This window comes from Arthrobacter sp. TJ-266 (genome assembly GCF_058269115.1).
This window is the reverse complement of sequence record NZ_JBZCNC010000003.1, coordinates 505,017-521,981: the sequence shown is the minus strand read 5'-3', so window position 1 is coordinate 521,981 and position 16,965 is coordinate 505,017. Positions and strand designations below refer to the sequence as shown.

General features: G+C 69.0%; 14 protein-coding genes. 4 read left to right on the top strand and 10 right to left on the bottom strand.

The features are described from left to right. Positions 1-79: 79 nt before the first annotated feature. The 3 genes from AC4D12_RS11105 to AC4D12_RS11095 form a co-directional block, all read right to left on the bottom strand. The gene (locus tag AC4D12_RS11105) at positions 80-1,087 is read right to left on the bottom strand and encodes a glycosyltransferase family 2 protein (protein ID WP_490949979.1); all 1,008 of its coding nucleotides are present in this window, start codon (positions 1,085-1,087) and stop codon (positions 80-82) included. Continuing rightward, entirely contained in the window at positions 1,084-2,580 is a 1,497-nt protein-coding gene (locus AC4D12_RS11100) for a polysaccharide pyruvyl transferase family protein (RefSeq protein ID WP_490949978.1), read from the bottom strand. Before AC4D12_RS11100 ends, AC4D12_RS11105 begins: the two co-directional genes overlap by 4 nt. A gap of 112 nt (positions 2,581-2,692) precedes the next feature. Next, entirely contained in the window at positions 2,693-4,375 is a 1,683-nt protein-coding gene (locus AC4D12_RS11095; protein ID WP_490949977.1) for an ABC-F family ATP-binding cassette domain-containing protein, read from the bottom strand. A gap of 100 nt (positions 4,376-4,475) precedes the next feature. Here AC4D12_RS11095 and AC4D12_RS11090 point away from each other — a divergent pair, with 100 nt between their 5' ends. After that, positions 4,476-5,021, top strand: coding sequence for an AAA family ATPase (locus AC4D12_RS11090; protein ID WP_490949976.1), 546 nt, complete (start codon positions 4,476-4,478; stop codon positions 5,019-5,021). A 68-nt stretch (positions 5,022-5,089) separates the two neighbouring features. Here the strand turns inward: AC4D12_RS11090 and AC4D12_RS11085 are convergent, their stop codons facing one another. After that, complete coding sequence (locus AC4D12_RS11085) at positions 5,090-5,848, bottom strand: response regulator (protein ID WP_490949975.1); 759 nt, start codon at positions 5,846-5,848, stop codon at positions 5,090-5,092. A 112-nt stretch (positions 5,849-5,960) separates the two neighbouring features. Here AC4D12_RS11085 and AC4D12_RS11080 point away from each other — a divergent pair, with 112 nt between their 5' ends. Next, a complete protein-coding gene (locus AC4D12_RS11080) occupies positions 5,961-6,794 on the top strand; it encodes an alpha/beta fold hydrolase (RefSeq protein WP_490949974.1) in 834 nt (277 codons plus the stop codon). Positions 6,795-6,913: 119 nt separating this feature from the next. Further along, on the top strand, positions 6,914-7,357 hold the full coding sequence (locus tag AC4D12_RS11075) for a MarR family winged helix-turn-helix transcriptional regulator (protein WP_490949973.1): 444 nt from the start codon (positions 6,914-6,916) through the stop codon (positions 7,355-7,357). Positions 7,358-7,609: 252 nt separating this feature from the next. Here the strand turns inward: AC4D12_RS11075 and AC4D12_RS11070 are convergent, their stop codons facing one another. From AC4D12_RS11070 to AC4D12_RS11060, 3 genes are read right to left on the bottom strand one after another with little or no spacing between them, the layout of a single operon-like run. Continuing rightward, entirely contained in the window at positions 7,610-8,962 is a 1,353-nt protein-coding gene (locus AC4D12_RS11070; RefSeq protein ID WP_490949972.1) for an ABC transporter substrate-binding protein, read from the bottom strand. A 47-nt stretch (positions 8,963-9,009) separates the two neighbouring features. Next, positions 9,010-9,882 carry a carbohydrate ABC transporter permease gene (locus tag AC4D12_RS11065; RefSeq protein ID WP_490949971.1) on the bottom strand — a complete coding sequence of 291 codons (873 nt, stop codon included), beginning with the start codon at positions 9,880-9,882 and terminating at the stop codon, positions 9,010-9,012. Then, positions 9,882-10,862: a carbohydrate ABC transporter permease gene (locus AC4D12_RS11060; RefSeq protein ID WP_490949970.1), complete on the bottom strand. Its 981-nt coding sequence runs from the start codon at positions 10,860-10,862 to the stop codon at positions 9,882-9,884. Before AC4D12_RS11060 ends, AC4D12_RS11065 begins: the two co-directional genes overlap by 1 nt. A gap of 520 nt (positions 10,863-11,382) precedes the next feature. Between AC4D12_RS11060 and AC4D12_RS11055 the strand changes: the two genes are divergently transcribed. Continuing rightward, on the top strand, positions 11,383-11,568 hold the full coding sequence (locus AC4D12_RS11055; protein WP_490949969.1) for a hypothetical protein: 186 nt from the start codon (positions 11,383-11,385) through the stop codon (positions 11,566-11,568). 6 nt (positions 11,569-11,574) lie between these two features. Here the strand turns inward: AC4D12_RS11055 and AC4D12_RS11050 are convergent, their stop codons facing one another. The 3 genes from AC4D12_RS11050 to gcvP are packed head-to-tail and all read right to left on the bottom strand — an operon-like array spanning position 11,575 to position 16,951. After that, positions 11,575-12,948: an L-serine ammonia-lyase gene (locus tag AC4D12_RS11050; protein WP_490949968.1), complete on the bottom strand. Its 1,374-nt coding sequence runs from the start codon at positions 12,946-12,948 to the stop codon at positions 11,575-11,577. Then, on the bottom strand, positions 12,945-14,081 hold the full coding sequence (gene gcvT, locus AC4D12_RS11045) for a glycine cleavage system aminomethyltransferase GcvT (protein ID WP_490949967.1): 1,137 nt from the start codon (positions 14,079-14,081) through the stop codon (positions 12,945-12,947). Before gcvT ends, AC4D12_RS11050 begins: the two co-directional genes overlap by 4 nt. An 11-nt stretch (positions 14,082-14,092) precedes the next feature. Next, positions 14,093-16,951 carry an aminomethyl-transferring glycine dehydrogenase gene (gene gcvP / locus AC4D12_RS11040; protein ID WP_490949966.1) on the bottom strand — a complete coding sequence of 953 codons (2,859 nt, stop codon included), beginning with the start codon at positions 16,949-16,951 and terminating at the stop codon, positions 14,093-14,095. Positions 16,952-16,965: the final 14 nt, after the last annotated feature.

Sequence of the window (16,965 nt, the reverse complement as noted above, 5' to 3'; positions counted from 1 at the left end):
GCAATGGAGTCAACGGATCTCGCAACCTGAAAGGCTCCTGATGATAACGATTGGGACACGCCCCGGTGCTGCACGGCAATCAGGACCGTCGCCGTTCCCCGCGGGCACGTTGGCGGTCCCTGAAGCGCCGGTAGCGCCGACGCACGAGACTCACCACGCTGGCATCGCTCACAGCGGCCTCGAGGAGGTGGAGACTCTCCTCGAGCCGGGCGGAGCGCTCCACCAGCCCGTGAAGCAGCTCCTCTGAGTAGTTCAGCCTCCGATGAAGGTGATCAGCCTGGTCCTTGCTCTCCCCGGCGAGGTAGAGCAGCGCTCCGAGCCCGTTCCGCTCGGCGTACTGCAGCAGGTACCGCTCGCGCACGGTTCTGTCGAAATACACGTGGTCGCTCTTAGCTGCGAAGAAGCTGTTGCCCGCGGGGCCTTCCTGGTCATCGCGATGATGCCAGTGGGCGAGCGCAGGTCCCTCGATGAACCCGAGCGTGTGGCGCTGCAGCACGCGCAGCTGGAACTCCCAATCACCCACCGCGCCGAGTGACTCGTCGTACTCGCCGACGTCCGCGTGGAGCGATCGTCGGTACAGCAGTCCGATCGGCACGCACCTGTTGTAGCGCAGGGCATCGATGAGCACCAGTTGCGTGATCTCGGGGGAGAACGTGTCCCGTCCCGTCTCGACGATGTCGCCACCGTCGATGCGCTCATGGATGATCTCCGTCCGCACTCCGACGCCGCCGTCCACCGACGCGTCGAGGTGGGCGGTGGTGCGTGCCAGGAACTCGGGATGCCAGGTGTCGTCGTCGTCGTGGATGACCACGAACTCCGAGGTGACGGCTGCCAGCCCGGCGTTCGAGGCGGCTTCCATGCCGCGGCTCTCGTCATGGTGCAGGACCGTACAGCGGCCCTGCAGTCGTGACCTCCGTGCGGTCAGGGCCTCGACCTCGAGGCTGTTCCCGCCGTCGTTCACGACGACCACGTGCCAGTCGTCGAAGGTCTGGGCCAGCACGTCGTCCAGCGCACGGGCGAGGAACAGGGGCCTGTTCTTCGTGCGCACGATGATCGCGACACGGGCGGGTGCGGGCGAACCGTTCATCGGCCGCGCCTCGCCACCGAGGCCACGGAGCCGATTCGCCGGGCGAGCTTCATCGACCGCGAGTCCAACCACGCGGCCAACTCGCTCCTCGCGTCGTCCCGCTCCCCCCGCAGGGTGTCCGTCTCGCCCCGGAGGTGCTCGATCTCGACACGGAGGTCGGCGACGGCGGCGGACATGCGCACGAAGGTGCGGGCGGAGGCGGCCGACCGCGCCCGCCAGTCCGCGTCGAAGGTCGGCGCCGCGATCTCCGGCAGATCCACCGCTTCCTCGGCCCATCCTCCCCGGAGGACGCGGGCGACGTCGTCCCACCAGCGGTCATGCCGGGACTGCTGATGCGGTCGGCACTCCGCCAGGTGGGACAAGAGGACGGTGCGATGACGCCAGACGTCGAGGGCGACGTCGACGAACGTCCCGTCGAAGACCTCGGGCAGCGTCAGGGCGAGGTCCTCGAGCCCCCAGTGACGGAGCGCTCCCCTCATGCGGACGTCGCTGTAGGCGTCCGGTGACACGGCCACCACCGGCACCCCGGCGTCCAGGCCGAAGACCACGGGGTGGTAGCGGGAGGTGAGGACCAGCGAGGACCTGCGGGTGAGCTCGATCGTCCGGTGCGCGTCCTGGATGGGGAGCAGCACCGGTTCCCCATCGGACATCCTCGCGGCGATGTCCCGGTGCATGTGTTCATCGACGTCACCCTGCTCGTGATGCGGCGTGGCCATGTGCGGCAGGAACACCACCGGCAGGCCCGTGGCGGCACTGACGTCGTCGAGGGCGCTGGCCACCGCCGACAGATATTCCTCGCGATCGGTCTCGCCGTGACCCGGCGCGAAGGTCGCGACGATGAACGGCTCCTGCGGAGCGATCCGCTCGGGTTCGGTACCTGCCGGAACGGCGTAGAAGGAGGCGTCGTCGAGACAGGACCGGATGCTCGGGCCGGGCTCCGTGGAATCCAGCAGCTCCTCGATGAGGTGGAGTGACGCGTCCTCCCGTGCACCGACGAGTCGAGCGCCACCCAGGAGGTCCCGCGCCACCTCGCGGTCGACCCCGAACAGCTGGGGGCCGAGGGTCTGCCCGCTCACCACGACCGGCATCCCGAGGGTCCGCGCGATATCCACCGTGGCGGCACGTTCGTAGAGGAGCCAGCCGTAGAGAGAGTTCATGTTGCCGCCACCCGCGACGAGCAGTGCATCGCATGACCGCAGCTGATCGATGACGCGCCAGGCCTGGTCGGAGGAGGGGAGCGCCCCCGAGTCACCCCGGACCGCGGCGCGAACCTGACGCAGGTAGTCGGAGCGTTCCCGGGGCGGCCAGGGGAACGTGAGCGTCCGGGCTGCTTCGACGCCGAAGGCTGCCCGTGAATGCTGAACATCCCGTGTGAGGACCACGAGATCATCGAGGCCGCGAGCGGTCAGATGGGCGATCGCGGCGTGCGTCATGGCTTCGTCGCCGACGTGATAGACCGGCTGGCCCACGTCTCCCAATACAGCTACCTTCATTGATCCATTCTCTCTATCCGTTGCATCCGTGCGGGACGAGGCTCGAGGTGAGGTTCTCCACACACTGTGGACAACCCTGTGGGCATTGTGTGGACAGAAGTGGAGAACCCGCTCAGCGGGCGCGCACCACGCGGCTCTCGTCCCAGACCGGTTCCTTCGTCTCGTACACCTTGCCGTCGGAGCCGAACACCAGGAACCTGTCGAAGCTCCGCGCGAACCAGCGGTCGTGCGTGACCGCCATGACGGTCCCCTCGAAGGCGTCGATGGCCCGCTCGAGGGCCTCGGCGGAGTGCAGGTCGAGGTTGTCGGTGGGTTCGTCGAGCAGCAGCAGCGTGGCTCCGGAGAGCTCGAGGAGTAGGATCTGCAGGCGTGCCTGCTGCCCGCCGGAGAGCGAGTCGTAGGGCTGCTCCGCCTGGGACGCCAGGCCGTAGCGGTCCAGCACGGCCGACGCCGCCTCGCGGCCCAGCCCGGAACGGTGCTCGTCACCGCGGTGCAGGATGTTCACGAGCGTGCGCCCCAGCAGGTCCGGCCGCGAGTGCGTCTGCGCGAAGAACCCGGGGCGGATACGCGCGCCGAGCTTCACCGAACCCTCGTGCGGCACCTCCGCGATGTCGACGTCGGACACCGGCAGGTGCTCCTTGTCGGGGTCCGATCCCCCGGCGGCGAGCAGCCGCAGGAAGTGGGACTTACCGGAGCCGTTGGAGCCGAGCACACCCACGCGGTCCCCGAACCAGATCTCCGTGCTGAACGGCTTCATGAGACCGGAGAGTTCGAGCTTCTGCGCCACGACCGCGCGCTTCGCCGTGCGGCCACCGGCCAGGCGCATGGACACGTTCTGCTCGAGCGGTATGGCCTCGGGCGGGCCGGCCTCGAGGAACTTCGCGAGCCGCGTCTGCGCCGCGTGGTACCGGTTCGCCATGTCGGAGCGGAACGCGGCCTTGTTCTTGTACATGTTGACGAGTTCCTTGAGCTTGACGTGCTCCTCGTCCCATCGCTTCCGCAGCTCCTCGAACCGGGCATTGCGGTCCTCGCGCGCCTTCAGGTAGGTCGCGAAGCCGCCGCCGTGGGTCCACGACGACGCCCCGATCGCTCCCGGCTCGAGCGTCACGATGCGCGTGGCGGCGTTGGCGAGGAGCTCGCGGTCGTGGCTGACGAACAGCACGGACTTCTTCGACTCCCCCAGCTTCGCCTCGAGCCAGCGCTTACCGGGCACGTCGAGGTAGTTGTCCGGTTCGTCGAGGAGGAGCAGCTCGTCCGGCCCGGAGAACAGCGCCTCCAGCACCAGGCGCTTCTGCTCACCACCGGAGAGCGACGACGCCGCCCGGTACTGCGCGCGGTCGAACGGGACCCCGAGGGCGGCCATCGTGACCTCGTCCCAGGTGGTCTCCAGCTCGTAGCCCCCGGCGTCCCCCCAGTCCGCGATGGCCTGCGCGTACGCCATCTGGGTGGGCTCGTCGTCGGCCTCCACCATCGCCAGCTCGGCGTCGTCGATCCGCTTCGCCGCAGCAGCGAGCACGGGGGGCGCGGAGGAGACGAGAAGGTCGCGCACCGTGGTGTCATCGCGGACCTGGCCGACGAACTGCCGCATGATGCCCATGGTCCCCGAGCGCCCCACCGATCCCTCGTCGGGTGAGAGATCGCCCGAGATGATGCGCAGCAGCGTCGTCTTACCCGTGCCGTTGGGGCCGATCAGCGCCGTCTTGTGGCCTTCACCGACCTTGAAGGCGACGCCGTTGAGCAGCTGCCTGCCGTCGGAGAGGAAGTAGTCGATACCGGATACGTCGAGGTGAGCCACGTTCCCAGTCTTCCATCCGGGGCGAAGCACGGCCGAACGACGGCTCACCACGGCGGCACCTCGGACCACCATCCGCATACCCATCGGTTAGGTTCGGACCATGGAACGTCGGGTGATCGTCCTGTCGGGGCCGCCGGGTGCGGGTAAGTCGACCACGGCCAGAACGGTGGCCGCCACCTGTGCCAAGGCCGTGCACCTGCACACGGACGATTTCTGGCGCTTCATCGCCGCCGGGTACATCCCGCCGTATCTTCCGGGAGCCGATCCGCAGAACCAGACCGTCACCCGTGCCATTGCAGCGGCGGGCTTCGCCTACGCCGCCGGTGGGTTCACGGTCCTGGTCGACGGGGTGGTGGGGCCGTGGATGCTCGACCACTACCGCCGTGCACACAGCGAGTCCTCGGCCGCGGGCTTCGACTACATCGTCCTGCGCCCCTCGCGAGACGTCGCCCTGGAGCGCGCCCAGGCCCGGAGGACGGCCGGTGCCCTGGTGGAGGAGTCCGCGGTGACCGGCATGTGGGACCAGTTCGCCGATCTCGGTGCCTACGAGCGCCACGTCATCGATACGACGGAACACACGGCGGAGCAGACTGCGGCGGCGGTGCTCGAGGCGGCCGCCGGCGGCCGCTTCACGATCGACGGCTGATCGCTCCGACCACCGACCACGGCACGACGCCGGCACGACGCCGGATGACGGCTCACCGCCGTCGCACTTCAGTCCTTCGCCGCGACCGGCATCATCCGGTAGCCGACCCCGCGGACGGTGCGGATGAACGTCGGGTTGCTGATGTCGTCGCCGAGCTTCTTCCGCAGGTTCCCGATGTGCACCTCGACGAGGTGGTGATCCTGTGCCCAGCCCTCTCCCCACACCCGGGTGAGCAGTGCCTCGCGGGTCCAGACGCGCTGCGCGTTCGTGAGGAGCGCTTCAAGGAGATCGAACTCGATGCGCGTCAGGGCCAGTTCCCGTCCGTCGACGGTCACCATGCGCCCCGCGGCGTCCATCACCAGGGTCCCGTGGCTCAGGAGCACCTGTTCGTCGTCTTGAGGTGCGGGCACGGGAACGGTAGGAACCGTCGCAGGGGTTGCCGTGGTGCGCCGGGGCCGCCGGAACATCGCCGTCACCCGGGCGGAGAGCTCGCGTGGGCTGAACGGTTTGCCGATGAAGTCGTCGGCGCCTGTCTCCAGCCCGATGAGGCGGTCGATCTCCTCCTGCCGGGCGGTCACCATCACGATGTACGCATCGGTGCTGGCACGGCACTGCCGGCAGACCTCAACGCCGTCGAGATCAGGAAGGTTGAGGTCCAGGGTGATGAGGTCCGGCCGGTGCTCCCTGAGGAGCGCCAGGCATTCGCCCCCGGATGCCGCCTCGAAGGTGGTGAACCCGTTCATGCGCAGCGTCGTGACGAGCAGATCGCGGATGTCAGGGTCGTCCTCGACGATCAACGCGGTGCGCTGGCTCGTGGGATCGGACATGATCCCAGCCTTCCACACACTCCTGTGTTCCGGCAGGTGCCCGGGGCCGGTTGTCAGGAGGCCCGTGGGCGGCAGGGCACGGTGGGGGCGCCGGACCCCGTAAGCTGCTCTGATGCCCTCGACCCTCGTGAGAACCGTGCAGATCCGCGGCTTCACGGTCACCGTGAGGACCACGAGCTCGGCCGCCGAGTGCCACCCCGACCGCCCGCCGTACGTCCTGGTCCACGGTCTAGGCATGACGCACCGTTATCTGGAGCCGCTCGCCGCGGAACTCGCCGCGGACGCCGTCGTGCACTCGATCGATCTTCCCGGGTACGGCTGGGACCCCCAGCCGCGGGCGCAGCTCACGGCCGAGGACCACGGGGCGCTGATCGTCGCGGCGCTGGCCGCGCTCGGGATCCGACGCGCCGTGCTGGTGGGCCACTCCATGGGGGCCCAGTTCGTGACGGCCGCCGCGCTCGCCGCCCCGGAGCTGCCCGAGCGCGTGGTGCTCCTCGGGCCCGTAGTGGACCGGCTCCGGCGCACCGTTCTGCAGCAGTCCGTCTCCCTGCTGCACGACACCTTCCGGGAGAGCCCGCGCAGCAATGCCGTGGTGTACACGGACTACCTCCGCACCGGCGTCCGATGGTACGTGCGCCAGCTGCGTCCCATGATGGAGTACCCGCTGGAGCGCGCGGTGGAGGCCGTGCCGTGCCCGGTCCTGGTGATCCGGGGAGGCCGCGACCCGGTGGCGCGACGACGGTGGTGCCGGGAGCTCGCTGACCGCGCGGTGGACGGTTCGTTCGTCGAGATCACTGGTCAGGCGCACGTGGTGCAGATGCTCGCTGCCGCGCACGTCGCCGCGGAGATCGCGGCATTCGGACGCCGCCCACCCCGGGCCGATGCGCAGAACTTGTTCCAGTCTTCGGCAAGGGCGAAGGGGAAACTTGAAGATACAAGCGCATAGTGGGACTACAGCAACGAAGATCCCGTCCCCTGATCACGTGATCTCGTTGCGATGACACAACGCCCTGCCGGGGCTGGTTCACAGCACCGGCAGGGGGTTCCAACGCTCCGGAGGATCGCATGTCTGACTTGGAAGAGTGGTCAACCAGCCGCCTGCTCACCACCGCCGCGCGTCTCGTGGACCATGCGTGGAACGAGAAACTGCTCGACATCGGCATCACCCATGCCGGGTACACCACGCTCGGCGTCCTCGCCCGACAGGGCACCATGACCGGCGCACGGCTCGCCGTGGCGGTGCACGTGCAGGCGCAGACCATCGGCAAGACCATCGAGAAGCTCGAACGCCAGGGCTTCATCTCGCGGATCCGTGACAGCATCGATCGTCGCAGTCAGCGCATCACCATCACCCCCGCCGGCCTCGACGCCCTGACCGCCGCCGAGAACATCGAGCGCACGCTCATGGTGGGTGAGGGACTGGAGTCCTTCGAGCTCCGCACCCTGCTGCGGGGTATCATCGGCGAACTCGCACCCCAGCGCCAGAAGACCACCGCCGTGGTGGTCTGAGGCGTAGCCCCCGAATTTCTCAAGAGAACACGGCAGCGGGGGCCCCCCCAGGGGGGCGAGTCTGTTTGGGGGTCGGGGCGCCACAAAGGCGGGGAACCACACNNNNACGGCGTCGGCCCCCCCCTGGGGCGCCCGCTTCTGTGTGCGGTACGGCGCTCCCTGACGGCGGTGACCCGACCCCGGCGACGCATCGCTGAAGACCATCCGGGTGGTGAAGGAGTAGGGCCGGCCGGCCCTACTCCTTCCCAGGGGTCAGAGGTAAGGCTCCACGTTCTGCTCGTAGGAGCGCTGGATGGCGGTGCTCGCGGTCGCGAACGCCTCAGCCGGGTCGGCCTGCTGGAGGATGATGCCCTCGAGCGCCGTCGTGAGCTCCTTGTCACCGCCGGGAACGAACACCCGCGCCCAGTCCTGGGTGCGCGTGGTGGCCAGCTGGTCGACAGCGGTGCGGAACTGGGGCGACTCCGCGTACACGGCTGCCATGGTCTCGCTCTCCAGGGCCGAGGTGCGCACGGGCATGTAGCCGGTGTTGGAGGAGTAGTACGCCGTGCTCTCCGTGCTCGTGAGGAACTTCAGGAACATACCCGCGGCGAGCTGCTGCTCGGGCGAGCGGTTCGCGTTGATCGCCACGCCGGTGCCGCCGGTGGGGCACGCCGGGCCATCGGGGCCCTCGGGCAGGAAGCCGGTGCCCACCCCGAACGATGCCGCCTCCAGGATGCCGGTCAGGGATCCGGTGGATCCGATGGTGCAGGCGGTCAGGCCGGCACCGAAGTCCGCGACGTTGTCGCTCGCCGCAACGGCCGCGAACTTGTCGTCGAAGATCATGGACTGAACGAAGGTGGCGGCCTCGATGGCCTCGGGGGTGTCGAGCGTGGTGGTCCATTCGTTCGAGTAGGCGCCGCCGCTGCCCCACAGGAAGTTGCAGAACCACCAGGCCACCCAGGACGTCCCCTTGCCGAGCCCGAGCGGCGTGATGCCCGCGGCTGCGAGCTGCGGCCCCCACTCGCGGAACTCGTCCCAGGTGGCGGGCGAACGGTCCGGCAGGCCCGCAGCCGCCCAGACATCCTTGTTGTAGTAGAACAGCGGCGTGGACCGGGCGTAGGGCACGGCCCAGTGCGAGTCCTTGTACAGGTAGTCGCCGTAGAGGGTCTCGTTGTAATCCGCGGTGTCCATCTCGAGGTGCTCGGCGAGCTGGTCGATCGGCAGTATCTGCCCGTTGATCATGTAGCGGAACCACCACACGTCACTGGAGATGACGACGTCGGGCCCGGCGTCCGTGCCGGTGGCCGCCTGGAACTTCTGTGCCACCTCGTCGTAGTTCGCGCCCGCGGTGACGAGGTTGACGGTGATGCCGCTTTCGGCGGTGAAGCGTTTGATGAGCTCCTCCTCCACGGGCTTGGACGCACCCGGGTGGTTGCTCCACCAGGTGATCTCGGTGGCCGGCGTGATGGACGCCCAGTCGGTGGCATCCTGTGTGGCGGCGCCACCGGAGACGTCGGTGCTGACCGCCGGGCCACTGCAGGCCGCGAGCGCCGCGGCGCCGCCGAACATGGCACTGAGTTGCAGGAGCTGACGGCGGTTCAGGTCGAACTGCGGGCGTGGGGACATGGGGGAACTCCTCGGGTTGGTCGGACGGACGGGGAAGGGAAGGAAGGTCAGCCGGTGACGGCCCCGGCGGTCAGGCCGGAGACGATGCGCTTCTGCAGCGCGAAGAAGGCGATCAGCACGGGGGCGGTGACGAGCACGGTCGCTGCCATGAGGACGCCCCAGTCGGGGATGCCGTCGTTGTTCTGCAGCAGGGTCAGGCCCACCGGCAGCGTCATCATCTCCGCGCGGTCCACGACGAGGAGCGGCCACAGGTACTCGTTCCACTCCGCCACGATCGAGACGAGGGCGACGGCGGCGATGGTCGGCGCGGAGATGGGCACGATGAAGCGCCACAGGCGCTGCCAGTGACCGGCGCCGTCGAGCGCGGCCGCCTCGAGGATGGAGATCGGCAGCGTGAGGAAGTGCTGGCGGAAGAGGAACGTGCCGAAGGCGGAGGCGAGTCCGGGCACGATGATGCCCTGGTAGGTGTTGATCCAGCCGAGCTCGGCCACGAGTGTGTAGTTCGGGATGATGACGATCTGCTGCGGCACGAGCAGGGCGAAGATGACGACGCCGAAGACGACCTTCTTGAACGGGAACTCGAGGAACACGAGCGCGTACGCCGTGGTGAGCCCCAGCATCATCTTCAGCCCCGCGCCGATCACCGTGGTGATGGCACTGTTGACGAAGAAGTTGCCGAACGGGACCTGGCTCATCGCCGTCTCGTAGTTCGAGGCGTCCACCGAGCCGGGCAGCCACTGGATGGGCGAGGTGTAGATCTCGTCGCGCTCCTTGAACCCCGCGAGCACCATCCACACGAGCGGGAGCACCATCACGGCGACGGCGAGCAGAAGCGTGAGGTAGCTGCCCCACGGCGTCGGTGCCTTGGTGCGGGGTGCCGCGGCCGCCCGTGCGGGGCCCGGTGTCAGGGTGGCGGCCATCAGTAGTGCACCTTCCGGTCGACGAACTTCAGTTGGGCGAACGTGACCGCGAGCAGCACCACGAAGAGAATGGTGGCGATCGCCGACGAGTAGCCGGCGCGGCCGCTCTGGAAGCCCTCCTGGTAGATCTGGTACATCATCGTGGTGGTCCCGCCGAGGGGACCACCCTTGGTCATGGCCTGGATGATGTCGAAGGACTGCAGCGACGTCAGCAGCGTGGTGATGGCGAGGAAGAACGTGGTGGGTCCGAGCAGGGGCAGCACGATCGCCCGGAAGGACCGCACGGCGGAGGCGCCATCAATGGATGCGGCCTCCACGAGGTCCCGTGGCACGGACTGCAGGGCGGCCAGGTAGATGAGCGCCACATAGCCCACGTTCTTCCACAGGTACACGATGATCACCATGGCGAGCGCCCACTGGGGATCGTTGTACCAGTCGGGTGAGGCGAGGCCCACGAGGCGGAGCAGGGCGGCGGTGACGCCGAAGTTGGGGTCGAACACGAACAGCCAGAGCAGGCCCACGGCGACGCCTGAGAGCACGTACGGCGCGACGACGACGGTGCGCGCCGCGCCCGTGCCGCGCAGCTTCCGGTTCAGCACCAGCGCGAGCAGGAGCCCGATGACCATGCCGCCGCCCACGGTGGCGAGCGTGAAGACCAGGGTCACGGTGACGATGCGCGGCGTCGTCGGATCAGTGAACCAGTCGATGTAGTTCTGGAAGCCGACCGGCATGGCGACCGGGGAACCGATGTTCCACTGCAGCGTGGAGTACTGCAGGGACTGCAGGAGCGGCTTGTAGGTGAAGATCACCAGCAGCGCCACGTTGGGGCCCGCGAAGGCGAGGAACAGCAGCCACTGCTTCCACGGCGTGCGGCGACGGCGCTGGACCACGGCCCCCGGGCCCGTTCCCGAGGACGACGGCGGGACCTGTCCTACGCCGTCGGACCGCACTGCCGGGCGTACCCGAGCGGTATCCGTCACCTGGCCCATCCCTTCACCCCTTCGCTTCGCTTCGGCCCCATGCCATTGCAAGGGTAGGGAGCGGGCGGCCGCACGAACCTCGAAAGCGGCTCTCACGAACGAGTTGTCCGCCAGAGTTCACCGCCGGTTCAGCCTTGTGACCTGCTGTTCGCCTTCTGGTTGCCGGACGCGTGGCGCCGGGCGGCGTCGGGAAGGCATCGGCGGTACATTGTCCAGGCACCGAACGCACAGCAGGACACAGTGAACGAGCCGGACGTCACGCGAGCGGGGGCTGCCACGGACGGCACCGTGGTCCAGGGCCTCGCCGATCATCTGGGCGATCTCGCCCGCAACCTGCATCACCGCGACGACGGCGAGGGCCCGCTGACGGATATCGTCCGGACGGCGCTGCGGCTGATCCCTCAGGCCTCCGAAGCCTTCATCACACTGGTGAGGGACAATCGGCGGACACCTCCGGGCCCGGCGGAAGCCAATGAACGACCGCTGGAGGGTTCTGCAGCCCCAGCTGACGAACCGTGCGATGCGCGAGGTGAATCTCACCCTGCCTGTGATCTGGCTGCGCTATGTCGGATGCAACGGCGCACTCGAGGCACCTGAGCTCCCCGTCTGGGCCCACAACCTCCTGGCCCTCGCTCTGAACGAGCTCATCGACGAGCTTCCCCAGCGGCCCCGGGTCGACGACGAAAAGACCCTGCGGTTCATCTGAGGGGCGTCAGCACTCCACGACGTTGAGGGCCAGGCCGCCGCGCGCGGTCTCCTTGTACTTGTCCATCATGTCCGCGCCGGTCTCCCGCATCGTCTTGATGGCGACATCGAGGGAGACGTGGTGCTGACCGTCCCCGCGGACCGCCATACGGGCCGCGGTGATGGCCTTCATGGCTCCGACGGCATTTCTCTCGATGCACGGGATCTGCACCAGACCGCGTACGGGGTCACAGGTGAGGCCGAGGTTGTGCTCGATCCCGATCTCCGCCGCGTTCTCCACCTGCTCGGGTGTGCCACCGAGGACCTCGGCCAGCGCGCCCGCTGCCATGGCGCACGCCGACCCCACCTCGCCCTGGCACCCGACCTCCGCGCCCGAGATGGACGCGTTCTTCTTGAACAGGGCACCGATCGCGGTGGCGGCGAGCAGGAACCGGACCACACCGTCGTCGTCCGCTCCCGGCACGAAGTCCACGTAGTACTTCAGGACGGCAGGGATGATGCCCGCCGCGCCGTTGGTGGGCGCCGTGACCACGCGGCCGCCGGCCGCGTTCTCCTCGTTGACCGCGAGGGCGAACAGCGTGACCCACTCCATGGTCCCGAGGCGGTCGTTGGGATCATCGGCCTTCTCGAGGAGCTGCCGCTGCTTCTCCGCGCGGCGACGCACGCTGAGGCCACCGGGGAGGATGCCACCGGTGGTGGTGCCGCGCCGGATGGTGTCCTGCATGACGTCCCAGATCTCCAGCAGGCCCGTACGCACCTCGTGCTCCGAGCGCACCGCCAACTCGTTCGCCAGGATGACATCCGAGAAGCGCCTGCCGGTGGCTCCGCAGATACGCAGGAGCTGATCCGCCGAATCGAAGGGATACGGCACGGGCAAGGGTGCCACCGCGGCCGTCTCGGAGCGGATCTCGTCCTCGTCGAGCACGAAGCCGCCACCTACCGAGAAGTATTCCCTCGTCCGTATAATTTCGTTCGCTGGGTCGTATGCCGTGAAGCGCATACCATTCGTGTGGTAGTCGAGGCGCTGACCGCGGTGCAGCAGCACGTCCGTCTCCGGATCGAACGCGATGCGCTGCTCCCCCGCCAGCAGCAGCGAGCGGCACTCCCCGATGTACGCCACGCGGGCGTCGGCCGAGGTGGGATCCACCAGGTGCGGTTGATCCCCCTCGAGACCGAGCAGGACGGCCTTCACCGTGCCGTGGCCGTGCCCCGTCACGCCGAGCGAACCGAAGAGATCCACCTGCACACGCTGCACGCGCGGGAGAAGCCCCTCGGCGCGGAGCACCCGGGTGAAGAGGTGGGCAGCGGTCATCGGTCCGCCGGTGTGGGAGCTCGAGGGGCCGATGCCGATCTTGAAGAGGTCGAACGCGCTGATCGTCACAGAGCGGTACCGGCCGATTTCTCGCGCCGGTAGAAGGGCGTGGGGATCACGGTGAAGGCCTCGGGCCGTCCGCGGAGGTCCACCTGCAGCTCCGTACCGAGGGCCGCGTACTCCGATGCCACGTACGCGAGCGCCACGGGGTATCCGAGCGTCGGGCTGGGAAGCCCGGACGTGACGGTGCCGACCGGCACCCCGTCCACCACGACGTCGTACCCGGCCCGTGCGGACCGGCGGCCGACCCCGCGGAGACCCACGAGCCGACGCGCGGGCTCCACCGCCTTGAGGGGCTCCAGGACGGCGCGGCCCACGAAGTCGTCCGTCTTCTTTGTGCTCACCACCGGACCGAGGCCGGCCTCGAACGGGTTGATGTCGAGACCGAGTTCGTTGCCGTACAGGGGCATGCCGGCCTCGAGCCGCAGCGAATCCCGTGCCGCGAGCCCGCAGGGCAGCAGGCCGTGCGGTTCACCGGCGGTCAGGGCGGCCTGCCACAGGCGCACGGCGACGTTGGTGCCCACGTAGATCTCGAAGCCGTCCTCGCCGGTGTACCCAGTCCGTGCGAGGAGGACGGGCAGGCCGGAGAGCTCGATCTCGACGGCAGCGTAGTACTTCAGCTCCTTGATGGTCGCGGCGTCCTCGGGGCGCGCGAGCTCGAGGAGGACGGCTTCGGACGTGGGCCCCTGGATGGCGATCAACGCGGTCGCCTCCGACTGGTCCTCGATGGCGACATCGAAGCTCGACGCCCGGATGCGCAGCGTCTCCGCCACCATCTCGGCGTTGGCGGCGTTCGGCACCACGAGGAAGGAGTCCTCGGCGAGGCGGTACGTGATGAGGTCGTCGATCACGCCGCCCTCGGCGGTGCAGATGAGGGAGTACTTCGCCTTGCCCACGGCGATGACGGCGAGATTGCTCACCAGCGCGTAGTTCAGGAAGCGCGCGGCATCCGGCCCGGTGACGAGGACCTCGCCCATGTGGGAGAGGTCGAAGATCCCCGCGGCCTTGCGGACGGTGTGGTGCTCCTCCAGCTCGCTGCGGTACTTCAGGGGCATCTGCCAGCCGCCGAAGTCGGTGAAGGACGCACCGTGGAGCTCGTGCTGCGTGAACAGCGCGGTGTGTCTGCTCGTGTCGTCGGTCATGTACGGCGGTCCTAGTCCTCGAAGGCTTCGATGGGCGGGCAGGAGCAGATCAGGTTGCGGTCGCCGTGGGCGCCGTCGATCCTGCGCACCGGCGGGAAGTACTTGTCATGGCGGAGGGACCGCAGCGGGTAGGCCGCGAGCTCGCGCGAGTAGGCCTGGGTCCACTCGTCCCCGATGAGCACCTGCGCGGTGTGGGGTGCCTGCCGCAGCGGGCTCTCCTCGAGCGTGAAGTCACCTGCCGCCACGCGGTCGATCTCGCCCTTGATGGCGATCATGGCCTCCACGAAGCGGTCCAGCTCGGCGAGGTCCTCGGACTCCGTGGGCTCGACCATGAGCGTCCCGGCGACCGGGAAGGACAACGTGGGCGCGTGGAATCCGTAGTCGATGAGGCGCTTGGCGACGTCCTCGGCGGTCACGCCGGTCTCCGCGGTCAGCGGGCGGAGGTCGAGGATGCACTCGTGCGCCACGAGTCCCTGCACGCCGGTGTAGAGCACGGGGAAGTGCTCGGTCAGGCGCGCGGCCACGTAATTGGCGGCGAGGAGGGCGTGCGCCGTCGCGCTCGTGAGGCCCTCGGACCCCATCAGGGCCACGTAGGCCCAGGAGATGGGCAGCACGCCGGCCGAGCCGTACATCGAGCCGGACACGGGCGTGCCACCCTCGGCGCTCGCGCCACCATCCGTGGCGACGGCGCGGTTCGCGTCGCCGGGCAGGAACGGCGCGAGGTGCGCGGCCACCGCCACGGGGCCGACGCCGGGCCCACCGCCACCGTGCGGGATGCAGAACGTCTTGTGGAGGTTGAGGTGCGAGACATCGCCGCCGAACTCACCCGGCTGCGCGAGGCCCACGAGGGCGTTGAGGTTGGCGCCGTCGATGTAGACCTGGCCGCCGGCGTCGTGGATCTGCTCGCAGACCCAGCGGACGTCCTCCTCGAACACGCCGTGCGTGGACGGGTAGGTGATCATGATGGCCGAGAGGTTAGCCGCGTGCTGCTCGATCTTCGCCAGCAGGTCGTCGTGATCGATGTTCCCGTTGGCCGCCGTCGCGACCACCACCACCTTCATGCCCGCGAGCACCGCGGAGGCGGCGTTGGTGCCGTGCGCCGAGGACGGGATGAGGCAGATGGTGCGGTTCTCGTCGCCGCGCGAGCGGTGGTAGCCGCGGATGGCCAGGAGTCCGGCGAGCTCGCCCTGCGACCCGGCGTTGGGCTGCAGCGACACGCGGTCGTACCCGGTGATCTCGGCGAGGCGCTCCTCGAGGTCGGTGATGAGCTCGCGCCAGCCCTCGGTCTGGCTCTCCGGCGCGTACGGGTGGATCGAGGCGAACTCGGGCCAGGAGATGGATTCCATCTCCACCGTGGCGTTCAGCTTCATGGTGCAGGAGCCCAGCGGGATCATGGTGCGGTCCAGCGCGAGGTCCTTGTCGGAGAGCTTCCGCAGGTAGCGCAGCATCGCGGTCTCGGAGCGGTGGCGCGAGAACACGGGGTGCGTCATGAACGACGACGTCCGGTGCAGCTCCGACGGGATGCGCTCGGCCGGGGCCTCCGCAGTGGCGGCGGCCGTTCCCTCGAAGACGGCGGCGACGGCCGCGATGTGCTCGCGTGTGGTCGTCTCGTCGCAGGAGATGCCGAGGTGGTCGGCGTCGATACGGCGGAGGTTGTAGCCCGCCGCCTCCGCGGCGTCGGCGTACTCGGCGGCCTTCCCGGGCACACGGACCAGGAGGGTGTCGAAGTACGCCCCGTGCACCACCTCGGCATCGGTCGAGGCCAGGGCTGCCGCGAGCTCGACGGCGCGCTGGTGGATGGTGCGGGCGATCGCCGTGAGGCCCTCCGGGCCGTGGTAGACGCCGTACATCGACGCGACGATGGCGAGCAGCGCCTGCGCTGTGCAGATGTTGCTCGTCGCCTTCTCCCGGCGGATGTGCTGCTCGCGGGTCTGCAGCGCGAGGCGGTAGGCGGGAGCGCCGTCGGCGTCCTTCGAGACACCCACGAGGCGGCCCGGCAGCATGCGCTCGAGGCCCTTGCGCACGGCCATATAGGCGGCGTGTGGGCCGCCGAAGAAGAGCGGGACGCCGAAACGCTGGGCGGAGCCGACGGCGATGTCCGCGCCCTGCTCGCCCGGGGCGGTGATGAGCGTAAGGGAAAGGAGGTCCGAGGCGACCGTGACGAGGGCGCCGCGCTCCTTGGCGGACGTTATGACGGCGGCGTGGTTCCGCAGGGCGCCCGAGGCGCCGGGCTGCTGGAGGACGACGCCGTTGATGTCGCCGTCGGGCAGTCCCGCGGAGAGATCGGTGACCTCCACCTCGAAGCCGAGCGCCTCGGCGCGGCCGCGGACGACGGCGACGGTCTGCGGGAGGGCGTCGGCGTCGATGACGGTGCGCCCCTTGTTCTTGCCCGAGCGGCGCATGAGCAGCACGGCCTCGGCCACGGCGGAGGCCTCGTCAAGCAGGGACGCGTTGGCGATGTCCAGGGCCGTGAGGTCCTGCACCATGGTCTGGAAGTTCAGGAGGGCCTCGAGGCGGCCCTGGGAGATCTCGGGCTGGTACGGGGTGTAGGCGGTGTACCAGGCAGGGGATTCGAGGACGTTGCGGCGGATGACCGGCGGCGTGACGGTCTCGAAGTAGCCCTGGCCGATCATCTGCACGGCCGTCCGGTTCTTCCCGGCGATCCGGCGGAGCTGCGCGAGGACCTCGGTCTCGCTGAGGGCGCCGGGCAGGTCCAGCGCCCTGTCGAGGCGGATGCTCGCGGGCACGGCCATGTCCACGAGCTTCTCGAGGCTCGGGTAGCCGAGGACCTCGAGCATCCGTGCGGCGTCGGAGGTTCGCGGGCCGATGTGGCGGTCGGCGAAGGTAGCTGCAGCGGGTGAATGAGCCATGGGGAACTCCGTAC

Bases quoted from the DNA above. Each gene is read 5' to 3' on its own strand.
- AC4D12_RS11105 (WP_490949979.1), bottom strand. From the start codon at position 1,087: ATGAACGGTTCGCCCGCACCCGCCCGTGTCGCGATCATCGTGCGCACG.
- AC4D12_RS11100 (WP_490949978.1), bottom strand. From the start codon at position 2,580: ATGAAGGTAGCTGTATTGGGAGACGTGGGCCAGCCGGTCTATCACGTC.
- AC4D12_RS11090 (WP_490949976.1), top strand. From the start codon at position 4,476: ATGGAACGTCGGGTGATCGTCCTGTCGGGGCCGCCGGGTGCGGGTAAG.
- AC4D12_RS11065 (WP_490949971.1), bottom strand. From the start codon at position 9,882: ATGGCCGCCACCCTGACACCGGGCCCCGCACGGGCGGCCGCGGCACCC.
- AC4D12_RS11085 (WP_490949975.1), bottom strand. From the start codon at position 5,848: ATGTCCGATCCCACGAGCCAGCGCACCGCGTTGATCGTCGAGGACGAC.
- AC4D12_RS11070 (WP_490949972.1), bottom strand. From the start codon at position 8,962: ATGTCCCCACGCCCGCAGTTCGACCTGAACCGCCGTCAGCTCCTGCAA.
- AC4D12_RS11080 (WP_490949974.1), top strand. From the start codon at position 5,961: ATGCCCTCGACCCTCGTGAGAACCGTGCAGATCCGCGGCTTCACGGTC.
- AC4D12_RS11055 (WP_490949969.1), top strand. From the start codon at position 11,383: ATGCGCGAGGTGAATCTCACCCTGCCTGTGATCTGGCTGCGCTATGTC.
- gcvT (WP_490949967.1), bottom strand. From the start codon at position 14,081: ATGACCGACGACACGAGCAGACACACCGCGCTGTTCACGCAGCACGAG.
- gcvP (WP_490949966.1), bottom strand. From the start codon at position 16,951: ATGGCTCATTCACCCGCTGCAGCTACCTTCGCCGACCGCCACATCGGC.
- AC4D12_RS11075 (WP_490949973.1), top strand. From the start codon at position 6,914: ATGTCTGACTTGGAAGAGTGGTCAACCAGCCGCCTGCTCACCACCGCC.